Here is a 23,173-nt window from a genome sequence, read left to right as displayed (position 1 = left end):
AACTCAAGCTTGGGTAGTTTGGATAAAGAGATTGACCGGGAAATCCCCCAGTGCGGCGCTGACCATCAGTTCCCTGTGTTTTGTGACTGCGACGCTGGCGAAAAGTCCCTTCATATTTTCTTCAGGGGCGGTAAACGGTAATTTGACCCGTGTATCGCCCCAGATCGGCGCTTCAACCTGTGGTTCGGCACTGTTTTCCAGCAGTTCGGCACAGCGTATCGGTACTAGCACGATAGCCCGTTTTCCCTGCCATTCACGAGCAAACGCCAGTACCCGGCTAGCCTGGCTGCCGAGGATTTCAAGGGCTTGATACGTCCCTTTTTGAAACAGCCCGGCATGCTCGGCACGCTGGTGTAACGTCTGGGCGATCAGGGTTTGCTTGATGCGCCCGTCACGCCAGTTCGCCAACAGATCGGGCAGGTCCAACCGTACGAGCATGGCCTGCTGACGGCTGACGTAATCCACCGGCCGGCGGTTGTCCGGATCGACCAGCGTGAAGTCCCAGAACTCGTTGCCCTGATAGAGGTCCGGTACCCCCGGCACGGTCATTCGCAGCAAAGTTTGCGCCAAGCCATTCAACGCGCCCGGGGCGGCGATGCTCTGCGCCGCCGCACCAATGGCCTTGCGCAATGGCTGGCCTTCGGGGCTGAGCAGCAGGCGTTGGAGAAATCCATCGGTCGCCTGTTCATAGCCCTCGTTTGGCGCACTCCAGCTGCTTTGCAACTTGGCTTCGCGCAGGGCTTTGCGTTGCCACTGTCGGAGGCGTTTGGCGTAGGCCTCAAGGGCCACCTGATCATCGCCGCGCAGTTCCAACGGCCAACTGCCGAGGATCGCTTGATAAAGAATCAGCTCATCGCCCGTCGAAGGCGCGCCGGGTTCAATGCGCAATTCGTCGGCCAGGGTTTGCCAGTGTTCGACCTGTTCGGCATACCAGGCGCTGCGTTCGCTCAATATCGCTAGCCGCGCACGGCTGTCTTCCCCGCGTTTGTGGTCGTGGGTCGCGGTGGCCAGTAGGTTGTCGGGGAATTCGGCGAGGCGATTGGCGCAGGCTGCATGGAAGTCAGCCACCGGGGCGCTGAACTGCTCGGTGTTGTAGCCGACATCATTGCGCGACAGCAGCACCGCCGAGCGATAAAGCGCGGTGTCTTCCACGGCCTTCGCCGCCGTCGGTGAGGTCAGTTGTTGGAATCGCACGCAGGCATGCTTGAGCAGTTTGCGTGGGCGGCCCACCGGGCGCTTGCGCCAGGGTTGGCCACCGAGCCAGCCAGCCAGGCTGTCGAGCACCGGCCAATCGGCCTCACCAAGGGTTTGCCGGGCACTGTCCATGGCTTGCTGAAAAAAAACTTCGTCCTGATCGCAGCGGCCCAACGGCCCGATATAAGTGCGGTACACCGGGAAGTGCACGATCAGCTCCTGCAAGGCCCGACGGATCGCGCCGAGGGTCAGGTCCCGCGTCATCAAGTCGTCCCGGGCCACTTGCAACAGGGCGTGGGCGACACTTTCGAAATCCCCGGCGAGGGAGCCGTTGAGAATCTGCTGACGCGCCAGTTGTGCTTCCTGACGGAAATCCGCGGGCCGTTCGCTGTGCCGGCTCCAGAGTTCACCCAAGGTCTGGGTGCCTTCGGGGTCGTGTTGCAGCAACGACAACTGGTTCATGAATTCGTAACCGGTGCTGCCATCAATCGCCCAGTCGCGGTGCAGGGTTTCGCCTTCGCCGAGGATCTTCTCGACGTAGATCGGCAGGTGCCGGTCCGGGACCAGGCTATCGACTCTGCGCCGCAGTTTGCGGCAGTAACCGCGCGGGTCGGCGAGGCCGTCGATGTGGTCGATGCGCAACCCGTCGACAAGACCTTCGGCCACCAGCTCGAAGATTTTTGCGTGGGTCGCCTCGAACACCGCCGGGCGTTCAACGCGCAGGCCACCCAGTTCATTGATATCGAAAAAGCGCCGCCAGTTGATGTCGTCCGCCGCGGTGCGCCAGCTGGCCAGGCGATAACTCTGGCGCTCCAGCAGGTTATGCAGGCGCTGGAAACCTTCGGGGGTGAGCGAGTCGTAGGTGCCGAGCGTGTGCTGGATGGCGTGAAGAATGGCCGGATCGCTGGCCAGTTCATGCAGCTCGGTTTTTAGCGGAATCGCCAGGCTGTACGCGTCGGTTTGGTAACTCAAGGTGCTGAAGCGGTCTGCCAGGGATTTGAGCTGCTCGACCTGCTCGGCATTCAATTGATCATCTGCCTTGAGCAACTCGCCGTAGTCCGACGGGCAAATCGGGAAGTGATGTTCGTAGTGCTCGACATAAAAGGCGCCGCGCCGGGCATCGAAACGCAAGGGCAGGGTGCCGTCCTGCAAGGCGATGCCGTAATCGCTGCCTAAAAAAGGCAGCAGCAATTGGCCCTCCATCAACGGGTCGGGCGAGTGCCATTGAATGTCGAAGAACTCGCCGTAAGGGCTCAGTCGCCCCCATTCCAGCAAATCGAGCCACCACGGGTTATCGCCACCACCGACGGCCATGTGGTTGGAGACGATGTCGAGGATCAGCCCCATGTTCTGTTCGCGCAACGCACTGACCAAACGGCGCAAGGCAGCTTCGCCGCCCAGTTCAGGGTTGACGGTAGTCGGGTCTACCACGTCGTAGCCATGCATGGACCCCGCGCGGGCGGCGAGCAGCGGCGAGGCATAGACGTGGCTGATGCCCAGGCTGGCAAAGTACGGCACCAGCGGCACCGCCTGATCCAGAGTGAAACCTTTATGGAACTGCAGCCGCAGGGTTGCCCGCAGCGGTTGGGTGAGCGGTTGATTCATTGGTCACGCTCGGCCGCCTGAAGTCGCGCACAGGCGAGCAGTTCCAGGCGCCGGGAGGCGTCCGGATCATCGAGCAGGGCTTCGCTGTCGCCGGGTAGCCTGCGGGACCAGTTGGGATGGCTGTCGGTGGTGCCGGGCAGGTTGGCCTGCTGTTCGATGCCCAAGGCATCTTCCAGTGGCAGCAATACCAGCGGCGCGCGGGTATGGCCGAGGAACCGGATCGCGGCATCGAGCACCTGATCGGTTTCGTGGGACTCTTCGCGGAAATTCTGCGGGTCCTGGCTCAGCACCCGGCGCAAACCTTCGCGCTCGCGCTCACGATGTTGGCGCCATTCGATTTCACCCGGGGCGTCGACCAGATTCAAGCGCGCGCTCCAGTCGATATCGCGGCCATGCCACCAACCATTGAGCGTCGGCAGGTCATGGGTGCTGGTGGTTGCCAGGGCGTTGTCCGGCCAGTCGAGAATCGGCTTGAAGTGAGTATTGTCCTGTTCGAACAGCAGCACGCGCATGCCGAGAATCGAGCGCGCGATGAGTTTCTCGCGCAGACCCTCGGGCACGGTGCCGAGGTCTTCGCCGAGGACAATGGCCTGATGTCGATGGGATTCGAGGGTCAGCAAGCGCAGCAGGTCGTCCACCGGGTAATAGAGGTAGGCACCGTCGCTGGGCGGCGCGTCGTTGGGGATCACCCACAGTCGTTGCAGCCCCATGACGTGATCGATGCGCAGGCCACCGGCATGGGCGAAGTTGGCCCGCAGCATTTCGATGAACGCGCGAAAGCCGTTGCGCACCAGACCTTCGGGGGAGAACGCGGAAATGCCCCAGCCCTGGCCGGAACGGTTGAGGATGTCCGGTGGCGCACCCACGGTCAGTGAGGCGAGCAATTCGTCCTGACGACTCCAAGCCTGGCTGCCGCCGCCGTCAGCGCCAACGGCCAGGTCGGCGATCAGGCCGATGCCCATGCCGGCACCGCGCGCGGCGGCCTGGGCGCGTTCCAGGCTGCGCGCAATCAGCCATTGGCAGAAAGCGTAGTAGCCGATGCGGGTCGAGTTTTCTTCGGCAAAATGCGCCAGGGCGGTGCTGCGTGGGTCACGCCACTGCTCGGGCCACTCGCGCCAGTCGAGGCTTTCACCGCACCGCGCTCGGGCTTCCTGGATCGCCTCGAAGCGGCAATGATTTTCCAGCGCTTCGCCACCGGCATGGCGAAAACTGCTGAAGTCCGGGTGCAAAGGGTGTTCGCCGTGAGTGAATCCTTCATACAAGGCTTCGAGCAAGCGGTGCTTGGCTTCGGCGGCGGTGGGCCAGTCGATCAGCGGCAGTTTTTCCAGGTGCTTGAGCTCAGCGGCAAGGCCGGTGGCGTCGATCGCGGTGCGCAGGGCACGCTCACCGAGAATCGCACCGGGCGCCGCGTACAGGCTATTGAGGAACAAGCGGCTGGACGGCGAGTAAGGGCTGTAACGCTGGGTGTCGCCGCTGAACATCGCATGCAGCGGGCTGATCGCCAACGCTTCGGCGCCCCGTTCGCCGGCCACCCGGGCCAGATCTTCGAGGGCCTGGGTATCGCCGAAACCGCCATCGCCGGGGCGACGCAGCGAGTACAACTGCACGCTCAGGCCCCAGGCGCGCGGGTTTTTACTGTCAACCGCGTCGCCGACGCTGTAGCAGCGCTGGGGTGCCACCGCCAGGGTGAAGGATTGATCGTCGATGCTGACGTGCTGATAACCCACCGGCACCAAGCCGGGCAACACAGCGTTGTCATCGAGCTTCAAGTTAATCCGTGAGCCGTCTTCGAGATGGATTTCACACGGAGTGTGCGGTTCGAAGTAGTGGGCCAGATCAAGGCCGACGCCCACGTCGCAGGTCAGCAGCGGCGGCAGGTGCCGGGTTTGTTGCACCTCCTGCAATTGCAGCAGGCTGGCATCGATCTCCTGGGCGGTACTGGCGGGATGGCCAAGTCCGCTGAGTACCGAGCGCAACACCGCCGGGGTCACTTTCTGTGGACGGCCATTGGCGTCGATCCAATCGACGGCCAAGCCTGCTCGGCTGGCCAGTATTTCCAGTTGCGTATTGCTCATGGGCGCTCTCCGTCCGGGGGTAGCAAAGGGGCTGCGGCCGTGAGGCTGACTAGCGCGCAATACGGGGCAAGCATGCCCTGATTCAACAGACCGGCCGATTGTGGCGGGTGTTCGAACAGCAATGTCGCGTCGGCCTGTGGGGTGTGGACCACGGGCGCGTCGCTGAGGTTCAGGTCAATGCGCAACTGACTGCCATCGCCCAGCCGCCAGCGCGCCGTCACCGCGCCCTCGGCCAGTACCTGCGCGCCCAGCGCCTGGGCGCCGGGCAGGTGCGGGATGATGTGTCGATGGCGGATCTGCAGCAGTTGGCGATACAGGTGGTAAATCGGCGATTGGCGGCTGGCGGTCAGTTTTGGCCGTGAAGCTTCGAAGGTCTGCGTCGCGTTCGGGTCAGGAATCTGCTCGCGTTTGTGCGGGTCGGCAAAGGCGCTGAACGCTGCGAACTCATTGCGCCGTCCTTCGCGCACCAACTCCGCCAGCTCACCATGGTGGCTGGTGAAAAACAGGAACGGTTGCTCGGCGGCGAACTCATCGCCCATGAACATCAGCGGGATCATCGGCGACAACAGCAACAATGCGGTGGCGGCGTAAAGGGCATCAGGATGGGCCAACTGATGCAGACGCTCGCCAAAGGCGCGATTGCCAATCTGGTCGTGGTTCTGCAGAAAAAGCACGAACGCCGTGGGCGGCAAGTGACCGCTCGGCTGACCGCGCACCGTACCGTGGCGAGTGATATGGCCTTGAAACACGAAGCCCTGGCTCAGGCAACGGGCGAGCTGTTCGGTGGGGTGGTCGGCATAGTCGGCGTAATAGGCATCGGTTTCACCCGTGAGCAGAACGTGCAGGGCGTTATGGCCGTCATCGTTCCACTGCGCGTCGAAACCTTGCTCCAGCAGGCTGGCCTGGTTGTGCTCGTTTTCTGCCATGAGCCACACGTGCCGCGCCGGATCGGTTTGCCGACGCACCCGTTGCGCCAGCTCTTGAAGAAAGTCCGGGTCTTCGATGGCATGCACTGCGTCCAGGCGCAGACCGTCGAAGCGGTACTCCAGTAACCACATCAGCGCGTTGTCGATAAAGAAGTCGCGCACCTCGCGCCGCCGGAAGTCGATCGCCGCGCCCCACGGGGTATGTTTGTCTTCGCGGAAAAAGCCTTTGGCGTAGCGGTGCAGGTAATTGCCGTCGGGGCCGAAGTGGTTGTAGACCACGTCGAGAATCACCGCCAAACCATGGCCGTGGGCGGTGTCGATCAGGTGTTTGAGTTGTTCGGGCGAGCCGTAGGAAGCCTGGGGCGCATAAAGCAAAACCCCGTCATAGCCCCAGTTACGTTCGCCGGGGAACTGCGCCAGTGGCATCAGTTCGATGGCGGTAATACCCAGTTCGACCAGGTGCGCCAGATGCTGTTCGACCTCGCTGAAACCGCCGAGTAGTCCCACGTGCAGTTCGTAGATCACCGCCTCATTCCAGGGCCGCCCCTGCCAGGCGCTGTGTTGCCACCGATAGGCGAGGGGATCGACCACCACGCAGTGGCTGTCGATATCGCCCGCTTGGGCGCGGGAGGCCGGGTCCGGCACCGTAAGTTCGCCATCGATGTTGTAGCGGTAGCGGGTACCCGCGGGGCAGCGGGTCTTGATCACAAACCAGCCATCGGCCTGAGGCAGCAGCGGCAGGGATTGTCCATCTACCAGTTCGAGACTGACGAAAAACGCATCTGGCGCCCACAAGGCAAAACGCGTGTGTTCTGCGTCCAGCATGATTGCGCCGTGGGGCCAGGTCTCAAGGGTCCGTAACGGCATCGTTGAAAGCCTCTTACTGTTTGCCCGATTTTCCCAGTGCTTTAGCCACCAGTTGTTCGTAGAGTTCGGCGTAGGGTTCGACGGCCTTGCACCAGTTGAAGGGCGCCGCCATGGCTCGGCAACGCATCGCGTTGAGCAGACCCGGGAAGGCGAACACCTTGAACGCGCGGCTCAGGGCTTCGCGATAACTCTCCACCGTGGATTCGTCGAAGAGGAAACCGGTCACACCGTTTTCAATGGTGTCGGCCAAGCCACCGGTATTGCGGGCCACTGGCAATGAACCGAAACGTTGGGCATACATCTGGCTCAGGCCGCAGGGTTCGTAACGCGAAGGCATCAGCAGGAAATCGCTGCCGGCGAACATCCGTCGGGCGTCGGTTTCATTGAAGCCGATGTGTACGCCGACTTGTCCGGGGAAGCGTAACGCCAGTTCACGCATGGCTTGTTCTTCTTCCGGTTCGCCACGGCCGATGATCGCGATTTGCCCGCCGTTGTCGACAATGTATTCGGCCACTGCTTCGGTCAGGTCCAGGCCTTTCTGGTAGACCAGCCGCGAAACCACGGCGAACAGCGGACCTTCAGAGTCTTCGAGGTTGAACAGCCTGCGAACGTGCATGGCATTGACAGCTTTACCGTCCCAATCGCCGATGCCGAATGGGTGGAAAAGGTGCGGATCGGTCGCTGCGTCCCAGCTCTCATCGATGCCATTGGGAATTCCGCTGAGCAGACCTTGCTGGGTCTTGGCGGCGAGAAAACCGTCGAGGCCGCAGCCGAAGGCTGGCGTGGTGATTTCCTGGGCATAGGTGGCGCTGACGGTGGTGATGTGGCTCGAGTAGGCCATGCCGGCCTTGAGGAACGACATCTTGCCGTAAAACTCCATGCCTTCCTGTTGCAAGGCATGCATGGGGATACCGAGCTCCGGGCACGAGCCGAGGCTGGTGACGCCCTGGTATGCCAGGTTGTGGATGGTGAACAGGGTCGGGGTGCGTTGGCCACGCCAGTGCATATAAGCAGGGGCCAGGCCGGCGGGCCAGTCGTGTGCGTGCACCAGGTCCGGGCACCAGTGAATTTGCGCGAGGTTGGCGGCGATATCGGCTGCCGCGAGGCCCAGACGGGCGAAACGAATATGGTTGTCCGGCCAGTCGCGACCGTTGTTGGCGCCGTAAGGCGAACCTTCGCGCTCGTACAGTTCAGGGCAGATCAGCACGTAAATGACCAGGCCGTCGGGCATGTCCATGCGCCCGATCTTGCAGGGCGGCAATGCTGCGTGCCCACCCAGTTCACCGATGATATGAATCGGGTTTTCGCTGTTCATCACTTGCGGATAACCGGGGATCAGCACACGGACATCGTGCAAATGTGCCATGGCCCGCGGCAGCGCGGCGGAAACGTCGCCCAGGCCACCGGTCTTTACCAGGTCGGCAATCTCCGAGGTGACGAACAGGACTTTTTTCTTGTTGGGGTTATGCCTGACTACGGGTGCCAGCGTCTTGGTGATCGGGACGCCGGCCGATTTGGCTGTAAAGGCCTCCACGGCGCTCGTTTCGCCGACCTGCTGATGAGCACGCTCTCCCTGAATATCTAACGCCGTACTGATCATATGAATCTCCCCGTTTTATTGATCTGATTCCTGGCCTGGCACAAACGGTGTTCGTGGCCAATTCCGTGGCCGGGCGCAAACGCGCTACGCATCGGTGAGCAAGCGCTGCCCATGCGCTGAAGCTGAATGGGTGAAGTGGCTGTTGCAAGGAATGCACCAGTCGCTGGCCCTCCCTTTAACCTGACCCGAGGCCAGCACCAAAAGTTTCGATTATTTTCACCGAATGACCGGCCGGTTTTACTCCGCGAAAATCAGTCTAGGTCAGAACTTAGAGCGGGGGCGGTCAAGCGGGTAAATTGTTCGACAATCGGTTGGGTGGAGCCTACAAACATGAGGCTTTGCGGGAAAGATTGCACCGACGAAGGGCAGGTTCGTTTTCGGGTGTGGGTCAAATCGGGACCGGGAAGTCACGGATGTGGGCACGCTGGAAATGTATTTGCACCGTTGTAGTGCGTTGGGTTTAGGGAGATAGGGTGGGTTTGAGGGCCTCTTCGCGGGCAAGCCTCGCTCCTACAGGTATCATGCGAATCGTGCGAATCACGCGAATCACGCGAATCTGTAGGAGCGAGGCTTGCCCGCGAAGAACGATAACGCGGTCTTAGCTCAGAATCCGAACCGGCTCCCCAGCCGCCCAGGCCTGAATGTCCTCAATCATCTGCGAAAAAAACAGCTGGTAGTTCTGCCGACTGACATACCCGACATGAGGCGTGGCCAGTACGTTGTCCAGCGTTCTGAAGGGATGATGGCGGGGCAACGGCTCGTGCTCGAACACATCCAGTGCAGCACCCGCCAGGCGTTGTTTCTGAAGTGCCTTGATCAACGCTGACTCATCGACAATCGGCCCCCGAGCGGTATTGACCAGCCATGCGGTGGGTTTCATCCAGTCCAGTGCCTGAGCGTCCACCAGCCCTCGGCTGCGCTCGCTGAGCACCAGATGGATCGACAACACATCGGCCTGCTCGAACAGTTCTTGCTTGCTGACATAGGTGACGTCGGCGTCGGCAGCCCGTTCGGCGGTCAGGTTTTCGCTCCAGGCAATCACCCGCATGCCGAACACCTGACCGAACCGGGCGACCCGTTGACCGATGCTGCCCAGACCGAGAATTGCCAAGGTCTTGCCCTGCAGGTCGCCGCCCAGCCCTTGTTGCCAAAAACCTGCGCGCAAGGCATTGGCTTCGGCCACCAGGTTGCGGGTCGCGGCCATGATCAGCGCCCAGGTCAGTTCCGGCGCGGCATGCTTGTAGCTGTCGGTGCCGCACACCTGGATACCCAGCGCGGCGGCGGCTTTCAAATCCAGGGCAGCATTGCGCATGCCACCGGTGACCAGTAGTTTGAGTGCGGGCAAGCGGCGCAGCAGGTCTTCGTCGAACCGGGTGCGCTCACGCATCACGCAGATCACCTCGAATGCGCCGAGCCGTTCGGCCAGGGTTTCGTTGTCGGCAGGGTAGTCATGGATAAAACTCACCTGGCCAATGCTGTCCAGCACCGACCAGTCCACCACGTCGCGAGCCACGTCCTGCCAGTCATCGATCACCGCAATCTGCACCGTCATTCAGCCTTACCTCATCAACGAACGGGATTGGTTTTGTTCAGCCAGTCGAGCAATGCCTGATGGAATTTCGCCGGTTCCTCCATTTGCGGCGCGTGGCCAAGCCCCGGAAATTCAATCAGCGTCGACTGTGGAATCAGTTTCGCCACTTGTTTGCCGAGTACGTCGTAATGACCTATTTTCGCCTTGACCTCGGGCGGTGCGATGTCCTTGTTGATCGCCGTGGTGTCGGAGGTGCCGATCAGCAGCAGGGTCGGCACTTTCAGGTCTTTGAACTCGTAGTACACCGGTTGGCTGAAGATCATGTCGTAAATCAGCGCCGAGTTCCAAGCCACCACTGTTTTACCTGACCCTTTGGCCAGGCCTGCATACATGTTCACCCAGCGGTCAAACTCGGGTTTCCAGCGACCATCGTAATAGGTGGTGCGTTGGTAGTCGTGAATACCTTGCGCGGTCACTTTCAGCTCTCGCTCAAACCATTGATCAACCGTGCGGTAGGGCACGCCGAGGGCTTTCCAGTCTTCCAGGCCGATGGGATTGACCAGCGCCAGTTGTTCGACTTGATCGGAGTATTGCAGCGCGTAGCGGGTGGCGAGCATGCCGCCGGTAGAGTGACCGAGCAGAGTGGCCTTCTGGATGCCGAGGGCTTTGAGCAATTGCTGGGTGTTGGTGGCCAGTTGCTGGAAACTGTATTGATAGTGGTCCGGTTTGCTGGAGGTGCAAAAGCCGATCTGGTCCGGCGCGATGACCCGGTAACCGGCCTCGCTCAGCGCCTTGATCGAACTGTCCCAGGTGGCTGCGCAGAAATTCTTGCCATGCATCAGCACCACGCTGCGTCCATTGACCTTGCCTTGGGCGGCAATGTCCATGTAACCCATCTGCAGGGATTTGCCCTGGGACTCAAAAGCGAAGTGCTTGACCGTGTAGGGATACTCGAAGCCCTGAAGTTGCGGGCCGTACTCCGGCGTTTCGGCCTGGGGCTGGTCTTGGGCTTGGGCGAGAACCGGTAGTGCCGCCGTCAGCAGCAGACCCGGTAACCAACAGGATAAAATGCGCGACATGGGTGAGCTCCACAGGAAATCTGCCGATGCTGGATCGGCATGATTAGGGTGACATTAAACATAGGTCACGACCGTAATACCGGTCAGTCAAGCGATTTCAGCAGCGCGCATTCTTTGTCGCAGCCATGCCCCTGCATGATCGTTCAACCCATCCAGCCCAGCGTAGCCAGGGCCAGCACACCGTAGCGGGCGCCCTTGGCGAGCGTCACGATCACCAGGAAACGTCCCAGCGGTTCGCGCATGACGCCAGCCACCAGCGTCAGTGGGTCGCCAATGATGGGCACCCAGCTCAGTAGCAACGACCAATGGCCGTAACGCTGATAGTGCTTTTGGGCTTGCTCGAGATGGCGAGGGCTGACCGGAAACCAGCGCCGGTCGCGAAACCGCTCGATGCCGCGCCCCAGCCACCAGTTCAGCAGCGAGCCCAACACATTGCCCAGCGTTGCGACCGCCAGCAGCGACCAGAGCCAATACTGGCCGCTGAGCAACAACCCCACCAGCACCGCTTCGGATTGCAGTGGCAGCAGCGTCGCGGCACCGAATGCGGCGAGAAACAGCCCGATGTAGGCGCCGAACATCAATGGGCGGGGTAGTCCGCTACCACTACATCAGTGCCGTCCTTCTTCAGGCCGATCACTTGGTAGGCATCGCTCATGCCGTCCATTTCCATGCCGGGCGAGCCCATGGGCATGCCGGGGGCGGCAACCCCCAACAGATCGTTACGCTTGCTCAAGGCCAGTACTTGATCGGCTGGCACATGGCCTTCGACGAATTTTCCATTGATAAGGCCGGTGTGACACGACGCGAGGCGCGGTGGCACGCCGTGTTGTTGCTTGAATTGGCTCATGTCGGCTTCGACATGGTCTTCGACCTTGAAACCGTTGGCTTCCAGATGACTGACCCATTTTTTGCAGCAGCCGCAATTGGCGTCGCGGTGAACTTCGATGGGAATCAGGTCGGCGGCCTGGGCCAGGGAAGAGATGAAAAGGGCGCTCAGGGCGGCCAGACGCAGGTAGGTTCGCATGGGATCTCGTCTCGGGTTGTGGCCAAAAAGATGCATTTTGACCCTATTCTACCGAGAGGAGATACGAGATTGTTTCCGGGTAATACAGCCGTGAGTAACCCCTTGTGGGAGTGGGCTTGCCCCAATGCCAGTCAGTTAAGCTGCGGAACCTGTGAGAGCGTGGCTTGCCCGCGAAGGCGGTCTGGTTGGAGAACTGGTGGCGCACTTGCGGGCAATCATGCACAGAGTGCAGCCAGTGGGCGGATTAATAACTCGTTAGTTAATAGGGTATTTACTGGAAATATCTCGCATCATACAATGAGAATCATTGTTATTAACTCATTGAGTGCGACGTTTTGAGCCATCCCCATCCCTTTGCCCGCCGCAAAGTCTTCATGAAAAATGCGTTGCCAACCTTGTCCTGCGTCATGTTTGCCGGTCCATTATGGGCACAGGAACCCATCGAACTGCCGACCACGGATATCCAGGCGAGCCGCGTCAGCCAAGACACAAGCTACACCACCTCCCAAGCCAGCACGGCGAGTAAAAGTAATGTGCCGATCAAGGAAGAGGCGCAGTCGGTCAATGTTGTCACCCAGCAAACCCTGGCCGACTATCAGGTGCGCTCGCTGGACGACGCCATGAAGTTTGTCAGCGGTGTCAGTCAGGGCAATACCTTGGGCGGCTCGCGAGACTCGCTGGTCAAGCGCGGTTTCGGCACCAACGATGACGGCTCGATCCTGCGCGATGGCGTGCGCTCCAATCTGGGGCGCAACTTCAGCGCCACGACGGAGCGTATCGAAGTGCTCAAAGGGCCTGCTTCGATGTTGTATGGCGCGTTGGAGCCCGGCGGATTGATCAACGTGATCAGCAAGAAGCCTGAGTACACCCAGAGCACCACCCTGAGCGGCTCGGCCTATAGCGAAGGCGGCGGCACCCTGGCGGTGGACACCACCGGGCCGCTGGGAGATACGGGCCTGGCCTACCGCCTGATTGCTGAACGCGGCCATGAGGATTACTGGCGCAACTACGGCGTGAGTGAGAGCACCCTGGTCGCGCCATCGCTGACCTGGACCGGCGACCGCGCCAGCTTGACGCTGAGCTACGAATACAACGAATACTCCAATCCCTTCGACCGCGGCACCGTGTTCACCAACGGTCATCCGGCGGACATCGATTACGACAAGCGCCTGGACGAAAAGTGGGCCAAAAGTGTCGGCATCCGTGAAACGGTCAACGCGCGTTTCGAGTATCAGCTGAGTGACGATTGGAAAACCCGCGTCACCTACGGCTGGAACAACGACCGCTACAGCCTCTCGATTGCCCAGCCGAGTTCGTTGACTGGCAACAATCTGCGACGTGCCGCCAACGGCGCTCATTACGACGATGAAACTCGCTACGCCAGCTGGGACTTCATCGGCCAGCAGGAACTGTTCGGCCAGCGCCACGATTTGCTGGTCGGTGCGGACACTGAAGTGTCTGATCAATTCCGTGGCAAAACCTACCGTAATGCCGCGCGGTCAGGCTTCGACATCACGTCGCCGGTTTATGGTCGTCTGGCCGAGCCGAGCCTTGTCAGCGCTAAAGACAGCGATCTGAGCAATCAACTGACCTCCAGCTCCGTGTATTTCAAGGATAACTGGCACCTCGACGAACGCTGGATTCTGGTCCTCGGCGGTCGCCAGCAGCATTACGATCAGTACGGCGATCAGGGGCGCGGCAGCAGCTACAAGGTCAACCGTGACGATAACGGCGATGCCTTCGTGCCGTTTTTGGGCCTGGTCTACAAAGCCACCGAGACCTTGTCGCTGTACGGCAACTACAGCCGTTCGTTCAAGCCTAATACCGATGTCGACGATGCCGGCCACACGTTCGATCCGGAGGAGGGTCGCAGCTATGAGGTCGGCGCCAAGTACGACCCGCTGCCGGGGCTGAACATCAACCTCGCGCTGTTCGACATCGTCAAGAAAAACGTCGTGACCAGCCAGACGGTCGGTGGCGTCAGCCTCTCGGAAGCGGCGGGCAAGGTCGGCTCACAGGGCCTGGAATTGGACATCACCGGGCGTGTGGCCGAGCGCTGGGACCTGATCGGCACCTACGCTTATACCCACACGGAAATCCTCGACGACCCGGATGACGAAGGTCATCGCCTCGCCAATGCACCGAAGCACACCGCGAGCCTGTACCTCACGCATCACCTGAACGTCCCCACGGAGTTCGGGGCCTGGCACACCGGTGCCGGTGCGCGTTACATCGGCGAGCGCGCCGCCAACAACGCCAACGATTTCTGGCTGAGCAGCTACACCGTGGCCGATGCCTTCGTGCGTTGGGAGTCGCCGCTGTTCGGGTACAAGACTTCGCTGCAATTCAATGTCGACAACCTGTTCGACAAACAGTACTACCCGTCCTCCACCGGCAGCCAACTGGCGGTCAATGTCGGCGAGCCGCGCACAGCACGCCTCAGTGCCAGTGTGACGTTCTGATCGCACTGCCTTGACGCGCGGCCCCGTTCTGCCATGTAGCCGGTGGAGCGGGGCGGCGGTCATGCTTACGGTAGGTCAATGTTCTTTGGCTTTCCTGATCCTGATCAAAATAAACAGCAGGACGCAGAGCGCGATCGGGGTCATGGCCAGCAGGGCGTCTCTCGCGGAAATGTCCGCGCCCATGACATGCAATCCCGAGTAGAACAGCTTGAACAGGCTCAACAAGTAATAGGTGATGGCGATAATCGACAAGCCTTCGACCGCGCGCTGAATTTTGATTTGAGTATCGGCGCGGGCGTTCAGGCTCTTCAGAATTTCCGAGTTCTGCTCTTCCATTTCCACCTGGACACGGGCCTGCAACAAGTCGCCGAGGTTGGCCACGCTTTCGGCCAGTTGCTCCAGGCGTTGTTCGGTGACCGTGCAGTATCTGACGGTGGGTTTGAAGCGTCTTTCGATGAAGATACCCAGTCGCTGGCAATCACCTACATGGCTTTCGCGCAGTTCGCCCAATCGTTCGAAAACCAGCTGTGCATACGCTTGGGTGGCGCTGAAACGGTGTCGGGTTTTTGCGCTGCTGCTCACCACTTGCGCAGACAGGTTGGCGATGTCGGTCAGCAACGCTTTGGCATTGCCGGTATCGGGGCCGGCGTTACGTTCCGAGAGGTTTACCAGGGTCTTGTCGAAGACATTGAGCTGAGTGCTCAAAGCTTTTGCGGTGGTCAGTGAAAGTGAAGCCATCATTCGGTAGGTTTCGATTTCCAGCAGGCGGCGGATCATTCGTCCCTGGCGATACGCATTCAGACGCTTGTTAACAAACAGGAAACGGTTGGTGCCGTCGGCGCTCAAGCGAAAATCGCTCCAGACCGTCGCATCGCCACCGCCGATGCAAGAGCCGCAAGGGTCTTTGAATCCATAAACTGACAGGTCGCCGGAAAAGGACGCATCGGTGCGGACCACAATCTGCACCGCGTTGATCACATGCTGCATGAAGGGCTCGACCCGCTCCATCAAGGCTTTGGGGGGCGGGCTCCAGCATGGCTCGTGACTGGAGGAGGGCACCACCAGCGTCAGCGTCAGGAACTCCGCGTGCCTTTCCCACTTCAAGGCATGGCCCTCCAGCTCGGTGATGCCCTGGGCCGCATCCGGGTCGACGGGGTCGGGGCAGCAGCGACTCAGCAGGGTGTCGCATTGCCCGTCATTGGCCAGAAACGCCAGATGAAAGACGTGGGCGGGCTCGTCGAAATACAGAGAAGGGCGCGCGTGCAACTCGTTGTGCAGGGGCAGTCTTTGCGGGTGCATGCTGTTTGGGCCATGTTGGAGTTGTTTGTTCTTGGGACTGGGTGACGATTTTCCGAGTCACAAACAAAACCTGGTGATTACCCAATACCAGTCAGCCAACCACGGAACCCGCGAAGGTGGAGTATCAGGCAACATTAATGTCTACTGACACTCCCTCATCGCGGCATGGGTATCTACACATCTTTGGGCTACAGAGATTCACTGCCGGGCCTTGGTGTTTTCGGAGTACATATCCGTTTCTGCGGTAACGGCCGCTTAGGGTTCCGCCCTGACGGCGGGTCACTTGGAAAAGCCCCAAGTAACCAAGGGCTCTTGCCCCGCCATTCGGTGCCTCGCCCAGGCTCGGCATACCCTCACTCCGGCATTGCTCCGGGGGCCCGCCGCGATCGGCCATCCATGGCCGTGGGCGGCTACCGCGGCATCCTTGCCGCGGTGCCCCCTACGCAATACCTGCGTTCGGCCTCTGGGAAAGGGGCAAGCAGATCAAAAGCCAAAGCAACGGCAACGGCAACGGCAACGACAAGATCAACAGCTTCGCGAGCAGGCTTGCTCCCACAATAGATCGGCATACGACTGCGCTTCTCACCACTCAACAGGCCGAGCGTTAGCTCGCCTGCAGCTGTTGATCTTGATGCACCGCCCCCTCGAGAGGCCGAGTGGAGGTTCTGCGTAGTGGGCAACCCGGCATGGATGCCGGGTTAGCCGCGCACGGCCATGGATGGCCGATCGCGGCGGGCCCGCGGAGCAGGACCGGAGCGAGGGCATGCCGAGCCTGGGCGAGGCACCGAACGACAGGGGCAGAAGCGCTTTGGTTACTTTCCGCCGGGCCGCGCAGGCTTTTCGAAAGTGACTCGCTGTAAAAGCGAAACCGCCAGCAGCCGTTACCGCAGAAACGAATATGTACACCATCAAAATCGGGAAGATGTGTAGATACCCATGCTCATCGCGGGCAAGCCCTAATGCCAGTCAGTTAAGACACGGAACCCTGGAGGAGCGAGCTTGCTCGCGAAAGCGGTATTGACTGTACCGCCGCCTTCGCGGGCAAGCCCGCTCCTACAGGAATTTCGCTTAACTGACTGGCATTAGGGCAAGCCCGCTCCCACAGGGAATGCGTTTAACCGACTGGGTTCACGTACTCCTTAACGCCGCCGTACAGAGTGGCGACATCTTCGTCGGTGTGCAGCCCTCGACCGGTGGGCGAGGTGCGGCCAGCAGATCGCCGATTTTCAGGCGAGCGGCTATCGCGGATGAGTCCGGTACGAGTTGCACAGCACCGTTGTGAACTATTCTTTTCAAGTGGCCCCTTCAATACCTCATTCAAGGAATTGATATAAATCAAGGCCCAAAAGACTTTAGGGGAGGAGTCTGGGCCTGATGCTGGATTCTCGAGCCGACATCAAGGATCAACCTGTCTGGAGTCAATCATGAGCCAGTATCAACGGTTATTACTGATCATCAACCCGCTGCTGCGCCATTCTCCTGCGATAAACCATGGCGCCGCCCTGGCCAAGGCCAGCGGGGCGAGCTTGCACATTGCCGGCTTGATTCCCTCGTTGAATATTCTGTCGTTGCTCGAAGAAGGCGACCGCAAAATGGCCCGGGCGACCTACCTGCAGGAACACCGCGATTGGCTCGACGAACAAGCGGTAAAGATGCAGGGCCGGGGGATCGAGGTGACAACCGAAGTTGCATGGGCCGATAACATGCGTCAGGACATCCTTGACCATGTCACGCAAATGCAGCCCGATCTGTTGATCAAGCAAGTGCAGCATGAACCCGTGCTCAAGCGCGCGTTCTTCACGCCGCTGGATTGGCGTTTGTTGCGCCATTGTCCGGTCCCGGTTTATCTGGTGGGAGGTGAGTGCCATGCCTTGCCGCAGAAGGTGGTGGCCGCGGTTGATGTGTCAGACACCGAGCCTTCGAACAATGAACTCAATGACCGGATCATCCTGCAGGCTTCCAGCCTGGCGCTGCAGTGCAATGCCGAGTTGCATCTGCTGTACGCGTGTGACATTTCGGCGGCTTTTCTGGCGGATCTGGGCGGCGGTCTGACGCTCGCAGAGCTGACCAGGGAGTTGCGCGCTGACCTGGAAAAGTCCTTTCTAAAACTGGCCGCTCGGTTCGGTGTGCCCTCTGAGTGTCGGCATTTCATCATGGGGCACCCTGTCGCGGTGCTGAGTGAGTTCGCCCACGAGCATCAAATGGATGTGATCGTGATGGGCAGAGCTCAATACCGTGGCCTGGAGCGGCTGCTTGGCAGCACAACCGAACATATTCTGTATCAGGTGCCTTGCAGCATTCTGGCGGTCTAAGGGCGGACGTCCCTATTGGAATGATGGCCGCCGTCAAACGAACGCCCGTTTTTGGGGCTCCCGCCCCAGGGAGGTTTTCAAATGACTAGTCCTTCATTGCAAACCATCTTGCATGACCGGGTTGATGCCGGCCGAAGCCTGGTGGAGCCATTGCTTAAATACGCAAAAAAAGCCGATGTCATCGTCCTCGCCTTACCCCGTGGCGGCGTTCCGGTTGCCTATGAAGTGGCCACGGCCCTGGAGGTTCGCCTGGACCTGATGCTGGTGCGCAAACTGGGGGTGCCATCCCATCAGGAGTTCGCCATGGGCGCGATTGCCAGTGGCGGCATACAAATCGTCAATGACGATGCGTTGCGGGCGAATGGTATCGATCAACGCACGCTCGATGGCGTGGTTGCAAGGGAAACGCAGGAGTTGTTGCGTCGCGAGCGGGTATACCGTGCATCGCGCGCACCTGTGGCGCTCAAGGATCAGGTGGTGATCCTGATCGATGATGGCCTGGCGACAGGTGCCACGATGATGGCCGCGATACAGGCTGTGCGCCTGCAAGCGCCGTCTCGCATCGTCGTTGCCGTGCCGGTGGCACCTCTAGAGACGGCAGAAGCGCTGCGCGACGAAGTGGATGAGCTGATTTGCCCGCTGATCCCCGATTGGCTGATTTCGATCGGCCATTGGTACACGGATTTTTCGCAGACATCCGACGAAGAAGTCATCGATCTTCTGCACCGGGCCTGGCAGAGAGAGTCCGGTTCGGGCGACTCATTTCAGAACGGTTCCGGTATTTGAGCCGTTGCCTGGCGTGGAATAAACCACGTCAGGCCTTCAAGTAATCCTGACGTTCACGAATTGCCATGGATCGGATTCATCGGTCTGCTCAGGCATCAGTGAGTGACGTCCGGTAAGCGGCGTCCAGTCGGAATAAATGCCTTCTACATTGCCCAGGTAGGGCATGCAGATCTGCAGAATCTCCCTGAAGGGCAACTCATCCGGTTCGACGATGCCGCGTTGAGGATTGCGAATAGCCCAGATCACACCGGCCAGCACTCCCGCCGTCACTTGCAGGCTGGTGGCGCTGTTATGGGGGCACAGCGCCCGGGCTTGCTGGATCGATAAGCGTGAGCCATACCAATAACTGTTTCTGGCATGCCCCATCAGCAGCACGCCGAGTTCGTCATTGCCGCCAAGAATTTCGTCATCAAGCAAGCGCTGGCCGCTCTGGGGCTTCCAGTTGCGCTCGGCGAGTTCATACATCGATAGCAGGGCATCGTCACAGGGCCGATAAGCGTAGTGGACGGTCGGCCGATAAATCGGCTGCCGACCCTGGCCAAGGGTCAGGTAGTCGGCAATCGACAGCGCTTCGTTGTGGGTCACAAGCAGCCCATGGGTTGGCCCCGTCGAGGGTGTCCAGGTACGAACCCGCATGGAGGCACCGGGGCGTTGCAAATAGATCCCGGCCTGGCATCCGAAGGCGTGGTAATAGCCATCCTCGGGAAGCGCTTTCTCATGGCTGCCCCAACCCAGCTCCGCCGGTTGGCTGCCTTCACTGATGAAACCGTCCACTGACCAGGTGTTGACGAACTCATCGGCGATTTTGTGTTGCGATGAATACTGCGAATCGCGCTCGGCAATGTGGATGCAGCGGATGTTCAGTCGGCTGGCCAGTTGCGCCCATCCTTCGCGAGTCGCGGGCAGGGGCGTTGTGTCACCCAAATCCTGGGCGAGATTGACTAGTGCCTGCTTGACCAAGTGGGACACCAGCCCCGGATTGGCACCGTGGGTCAACATGGCGGTGGGCAGACCTTGCGCACTTTCACCCCGAAGCTGAAGCGCCGCTTCCCTCAATGCATAGTTGGATCGTTCGGACAGGGATTTGTCGGGGGCGGTATAACCGCCTTCCCATGGTTCGATGCAGGTGTCCAGATACAGCACGCTTTTACGCTGGGCGAACTGAATAAGGGACAGGCTGGATACCCCTACCGAGAGGTTGAGCAGGAAGTCGCCGGCGCTCAAAAGAGGGTCCAGCACCGCCTCGTAATTGTTCTGATCCAGTTGCTCGGCTTTGTGGGTGACGCCGAATTCCTGCGCGAGTAAGCGTCCATCTTCATCGGGACTGAGGATCAACAGTCGCTGCGGTTCAAGCTCAAGATGGCGCAACAGCAGCGGGAGTACGCCTTTTCCGATACAGCCAGAACCGATCATCACCAGCCTGGCATCAAAGGGCTGAATGACATGCTCAAGGTCTGACATCGATTGCCTCCACCGCCTGACCGCGCGTTTGCCGCCAATGGCCTGTCGATAACCACGACGCTCTCAACTAGAGACTGCAACGCTCACTTAAAACTCAAAAAGTTTTCGCACATTTCACAGTGGACCTATTAGGCTCATGGAGAGCCCAAAAAAACCTCATGAAAATGAGGCAAACTGCTGGCCCCCCGATCTCCGCTTCATTGTCAAACTCGCTTTCTTTTCAAAAGGTTAGGCATTGGCGATATGCGGACTTTGGTATGGATGGCTGCAACGTTGGTCCTGGCGGTGGTCTCGTTTGAGGCTCAGGCCAAGGATCTGAGCAAGAACAGTCGTTTCGTCTGCAGTTGGGGCTCGGACATCGCCGCAGACGCGCAAGCGTCGAAGCTTTCCGGATTCACGCTTTACGGGGCACGCAAGAAACTGCAATCGCGAAAATTCCCCCGGCCGTGGATGCGCATGACGGCCATGGGGATTACCGAACAAACCTATAACAGTCCCTCGCGCCTCAAGCCTGCTGGTATCAAGCAAACGTATTACGAGCAATGCATCCGGCATGAGTTGGCCCGACGCTAGGGTCTGGGCTCCTCAACTGAAACGGTCGGAGCGCACGATCAGAAGTTGATCGAGGCGCTCAGTCGCGCAGTCAGTGGCGCGCCCTGGAACAGGTAGCCATCGCCCATGTATTCACCGGCGTCACGCCAGTAGCGTTTGTCGAACAGGTTGTCCACGGTCAGGCGGAACACCGTGTCGTAACCGTCGATCCGTGTGCTGTAGCGGCTGCCGATGTTGAAGATGGCATAGGCGCCAGTCTGCACTTCGCCCTGGCGGTTGGCGTACTTGCTACCGCTGTATTGCATCCCGCCGAGTAGCGCCAGGCCGTCGAACCAGGGTAGGGCATAGTCGCCGTAGAGGCTGGCGCGCAGGGTCGGAACGTTGATCGCCTGGTGGCCTTCATAAGCCGGCGTGCCGCTGTCGGTGACCCGCGCGCGGATTGCCGCGATACTGGCGCTAATCTGCAGGCGCTGGCTGGCCCAACCATTGGCCGAGAGCTCCAGCCCGGTGTTCTTCTGTTCGCCCTGTTGGGTGAACGTGAACGTGCCGTCGTCATTCGGTCGCGAGTACTGATAATCCTGACGAATCTGGAACAGCGCCGCAGCCAGGCTGATGCGCTGCCAGTCGTATTTGATGCCCACCTCGATTTGCCGCGACACGGTGGGCGCGAGGATTTCAAAGGCATTGGTGGTGAACCACGCTGCTTCGCCACCCAGGGACAGGCCCTTGCTGTAGCGGGTGTACAGCGACAGGTTCTGCACCGGCTTGTAGATCAGAGCGGCCTGGGGCAGGAACACGTAGCGCTGGGTGTGTCGGGTGGTGTCGCCCTGGCTGTCGAAGGTCTCTTCATCCAGACGCACTTCGCGCCCGCCGAGCACGGTTTGCCATTGCTCGTTGAAGCTGATCCGGTCATTGACGAACAGCCCGTACTGACGGCTGTCCAGGCGTCGGTAGGAATCGTTGAGGGGGCCTTCGTAGCGGGCAAAATCAGCCGGCTCGCTGTTGATGTTGGCACTGCCGATCATTTGGTTGATGGCATCACGTTTATCCACCACGCGGCGGAACGCGCTGGTCCCGACGCTCAGTTCGTGACCCAGGCCGCCGGTTTCGAAGCGGCCGCTGAGGGCAGCCTGTACCTCGTCGTTGCGACGGGTGTCGTCGGGGCTGCGGAAATCGTATATGTCGTAGTCGCCCTCGGGGCTGAAGTAATTTGGCACTGCCGCGTCGGCGCAACTGGCGGCGCCGTAGCAGCCCCAGGCGAACGAGCTGTAGTCATCGATCACCACCCGGCTACGCGAGGCGCTGAAGCTGCCTTTCCACTGGTCGCTGAAGCGGTATTCGAAATTACCGTTGAGGTTCAGCGCATCGGTGGTGACCGGCTTCGAACCGCTCTGGTGTGCCAGCAGTTTCTTCGGCGAGGCGTGGTGCGGCAGGCTGGAACCGCCGAGCAATTGATAACCCGGTGCTGAGCGCTGTTCTTTGGTCTGGTACTCGGCATCCAGTTGCAGCAGCGCATCGGGGCTGATGTTCCAGTCGAAGGCCAGCGAAGCGAAATCGCGCTGGCCATTGGTGTGTTCGACGTAGGAATGGATGTCTTCGTGGGCCAGGTTGGCGCGCAGGCCGAACTGCTGTTCGCTGCCGAACCAGCCACCGACATCGGTGGCCAGGTAACCGCTGCCGCGATCGTCGGTGGAGACGGTGACCGAGCGCACATCGGCAGGCCGCTTGGTCACGTAATTGACCAGCCCGCCGGGCTCGCTGACACCGCTTTGCAGACCGGAAAGGCCCTTGAGCAACTCCACCTGCTGTTTGTTCTCCAGCCCGACATTCTGCTCGCCGGTGATGGTGCGGCCGTTGATTTTGTAGCTGCTGGCGGAGTTGAGGGAGAAACCGCGCACGACGAAGTTTTCGTAGTAGCCGACCGGCGCGTAGCTTTCACCCACCGAAGCGTCGTTGCGCAGCACTTCGCTGAGCAGGCGGGCCTGCTGATCCTTGATCAAGGCTTCATTGACTACCGAAATCGAGGCCGGCGTATCAAGCAATGGCGCCGCTTCGAAACCACCGACTGAAGCGCTTTCGGCTTGATAACCGGAGGTGTCTTCACCGGTGACAGTCACCGCCGGTAGTTCGGTCGCGGCGGACCAGGCCGAAGGCACGGCGCTGGACAGCAGCAGGCCCAGGCTCAGGTTCAGGGGATTGAGCGCGAACCGCGGGGCGGCCACTCCCTTGGGGGAGGTCCGGTAAAGCATATGCATGAAAATTCCTCGACGACTGTTCGCGGCCCACTGTTGAAGCGGGGCATCATACAAGAGGATATCGTCGCAGCGATCGAGAAATGAAAGTGTCAGCGCGACGCGTGAACGACACCGCCCCGGTAGGAGCCCGGCTTGCCGGCGAAGG

The 23,173-nt window shown here is 60.2% G+C and carries 15 protein-coding genes; 4 read left to right on the top strand and 11 right to left on the bottom strand.

What is annotated here, in order from left to right; all coding sequences use genetic code 11:
- Positions 1-3: 3 nt before the first annotated feature.
- The 8 genes from CKW20_RS15670 to CKW20_RS15635 form a co-directional block, all read right to left on the bottom strand.
- Positions 4-2,799 carry a malto-oligosyltrehalose synthase gene (locus CKW20_RS15670; protein ID WP_095053726.1) on the bottom strand — a complete coding sequence of 932 codons (2,796 nt, stop codon included), beginning with the start codon at positions 2,797-2,799 and terminating at the stop codon, positions 4-6.
- Positions 2,796-4,874: a 4-alpha-glucanotransferase gene (gene malQ, locus CKW20_RS15665; protein WP_095053725.1), complete on the bottom strand. Its 2,079-nt coding sequence runs from the start codon at positions 4,872-4,874 to the stop codon at positions 2,796-2,798. The genes CKW20_RS15670 and malQ overlap by 4 nt, the downstream gene beginning before the upstream one ends.
- Positions 4,871-6,667 carry a malto-oligosyltrehalose trehalohydrolase gene (treZ, locus tag CKW20_RS15660; RefSeq protein ID WP_095053724.1) on the bottom strand — a complete coding sequence of 599 codons (1,797 nt, stop codon included), beginning with the start codon at positions 6,665-6,667 and terminating at the stop codon, positions 4,871-4,873. The genes malQ and treZ overlap by 4 nt, the downstream gene beginning before the upstream one ends.
- A gap of 13 nt (positions 6,668-6,680) precedes the next feature.
- On the bottom strand, positions 6,681-8,267 hold the full coding sequence (gene glgA / locus CKW20_RS15655) for a glycogen synthase GlgA (protein WP_095053723.1): 1,587 nt from the start codon (positions 8,265-8,267) through the stop codon (positions 6,681-6,683).
- A gap of 598 nt (positions 8,268-8,865) precedes the next feature.
- Positions 8,866-9,819, bottom strand: coding sequence for a D-2-hydroxyacid dehydrogenase family protein (locus CKW20_RS15650; RefSeq protein WP_095053722.1), 954 nt, complete (start codon positions 9,817-9,819; stop codon positions 8,866-8,868).
- Between the two features lie 14 nt (positions 9,820-9,833).
- Positions 9,834-10,877: an alpha/beta fold hydrolase gene (locus CKW20_RS15645; RefSeq protein ID WP_095053721.1), complete on the bottom strand. Its 1,044-nt coding sequence runs from the start codon at positions 10,875-10,877 to the stop codon at positions 9,834-9,836.
- Between the two features lie 143 nt (positions 10,878-11,020).
- Positions 11,021-11,455 carry a YqaA family protein gene (locus tag CKW20_RS15640; protein WP_095053720.1) on the bottom strand — a complete coding sequence of 145 codons (435 nt, stop codon included), beginning with the start codon at positions 11,453-11,455 and terminating at the stop codon, positions 11,021-11,023.
- Positions 11,455-11,901, bottom strand: a complete 447-nt coding sequence (locus CKW20_RS15635) for a DUF411 domain-containing protein (protein WP_095053719.1) — start codon at positions 11,899-11,901, stop codon at positions 11,455-11,457. Before CKW20_RS15635 ends, CKW20_RS15640 begins: the two co-directional genes overlap by 1 nt.
- A 374-nt stretch (positions 11,902-12,275) precedes the next feature.
- On the opposite strand from CKW20_RS15635, the gene CKW20_RS15630 reads away from it, so the two are divergent.
- A complete protein-coding gene (locus tag CKW20_RS15630) occupies positions 12,276-14,363 on the top strand; it encodes a TonB-dependent siderophore receptor (protein WP_095053718.1) in 2,088 nt (695 codons plus the stop codon).
- Between the two features lie 75 nt (positions 14,364-14,438).
- On the opposite strand, the gene CKW20_RS15625 is transcribed toward CKW20_RS15630, so the two are convergent.
- Positions 14,439-15,662, bottom strand: coding sequence for a DUF3422 domain-containing protein (locus tag CKW20_RS15625; RefSeq protein ID WP_095053717.1), 1,224 nt, complete (start codon positions 15,660-15,662; stop codon positions 14,439-14,441).
- A gap of 1,424 nt (positions 15,663-17,086) precedes the next feature.
- On the opposite strand from CKW20_RS15625, the gene CKW20_RS15615 reads away from it, so the two are divergent.
- Complete coding sequence (locus tag CKW20_RS15615) at positions 17,087-17,974, top strand: universal stress protein (protein WP_095053716.1); 888 nt, start codon at positions 17,087-17,089, stop codon at positions 17,972-17,974.
- A gap of 81 nt (positions 17,975-18,055) precedes the next feature.
- Positions 18,056-18,760 (top strand): phosphoribosyltransferase, encoded by a 705-nt coding sequence (locus tag CKW20_RS15610; RefSeq protein WP_095053715.1) that lies wholly within the window; start codon positions 18,056-18,058, stop codon positions 18,758-18,760.
- 36 nt (positions 18,761-18,796) lie between these two features.
- Here the strand turns inward: CKW20_RS15610 and CKW20_RS15605 are convergent, their stop codons facing one another.
- On the bottom strand, positions 18,797-20,221 hold the full coding sequence (locus tag CKW20_RS15605; protein WP_095053714.1) for a homospermidine synthase: 1,425 nt from the start codon (positions 20,219-20,221) through the stop codon (positions 18,797-18,799).
- A gap of 243 nt (positions 20,222-20,464) precedes the next feature.
- Between CKW20_RS15605 and CKW20_RS15600 the strand changes: the two genes are divergently transcribed.
- Complete coding sequence (locus CKW20_RS15600) at positions 20,465-20,794, top strand: hypothetical protein (protein ID WP_095053713.1); 330 nt, start codon at positions 20,465-20,467, stop codon at positions 20,792-20,794.
- Between the two features lie 38 nt (positions 20,795-20,832).
- Here the strand turns inward: CKW20_RS15600 and CKW20_RS15595 are convergent, their stop codons facing one another.
- Positions 20,833-23,028, bottom strand: coding sequence for a TonB-dependent siderophore receptor (locus tag CKW20_RS15595; protein WP_095053712.1), 2,196 nt, complete (start codon positions 23,026-23,028; stop codon positions 20,833-20,835).
- Between the last annotated feature and the right edge of the window lie 145 nt (positions 23,029-23,173).

This window comes from Pseudomonas sp. Irchel s3b2 (assembly GCF_900187445.1).
Classification (GTDB): Bacteria; Pseudomonadota; Gammaproteobacteria; order Pseudomonadales; family Pseudomonadaceae; genus Aquipseudomonas.
Note: the sequence above shows the minus strand (reverse complement) of the source record. Positions and strands in the feature narration are given on the sequence as shown.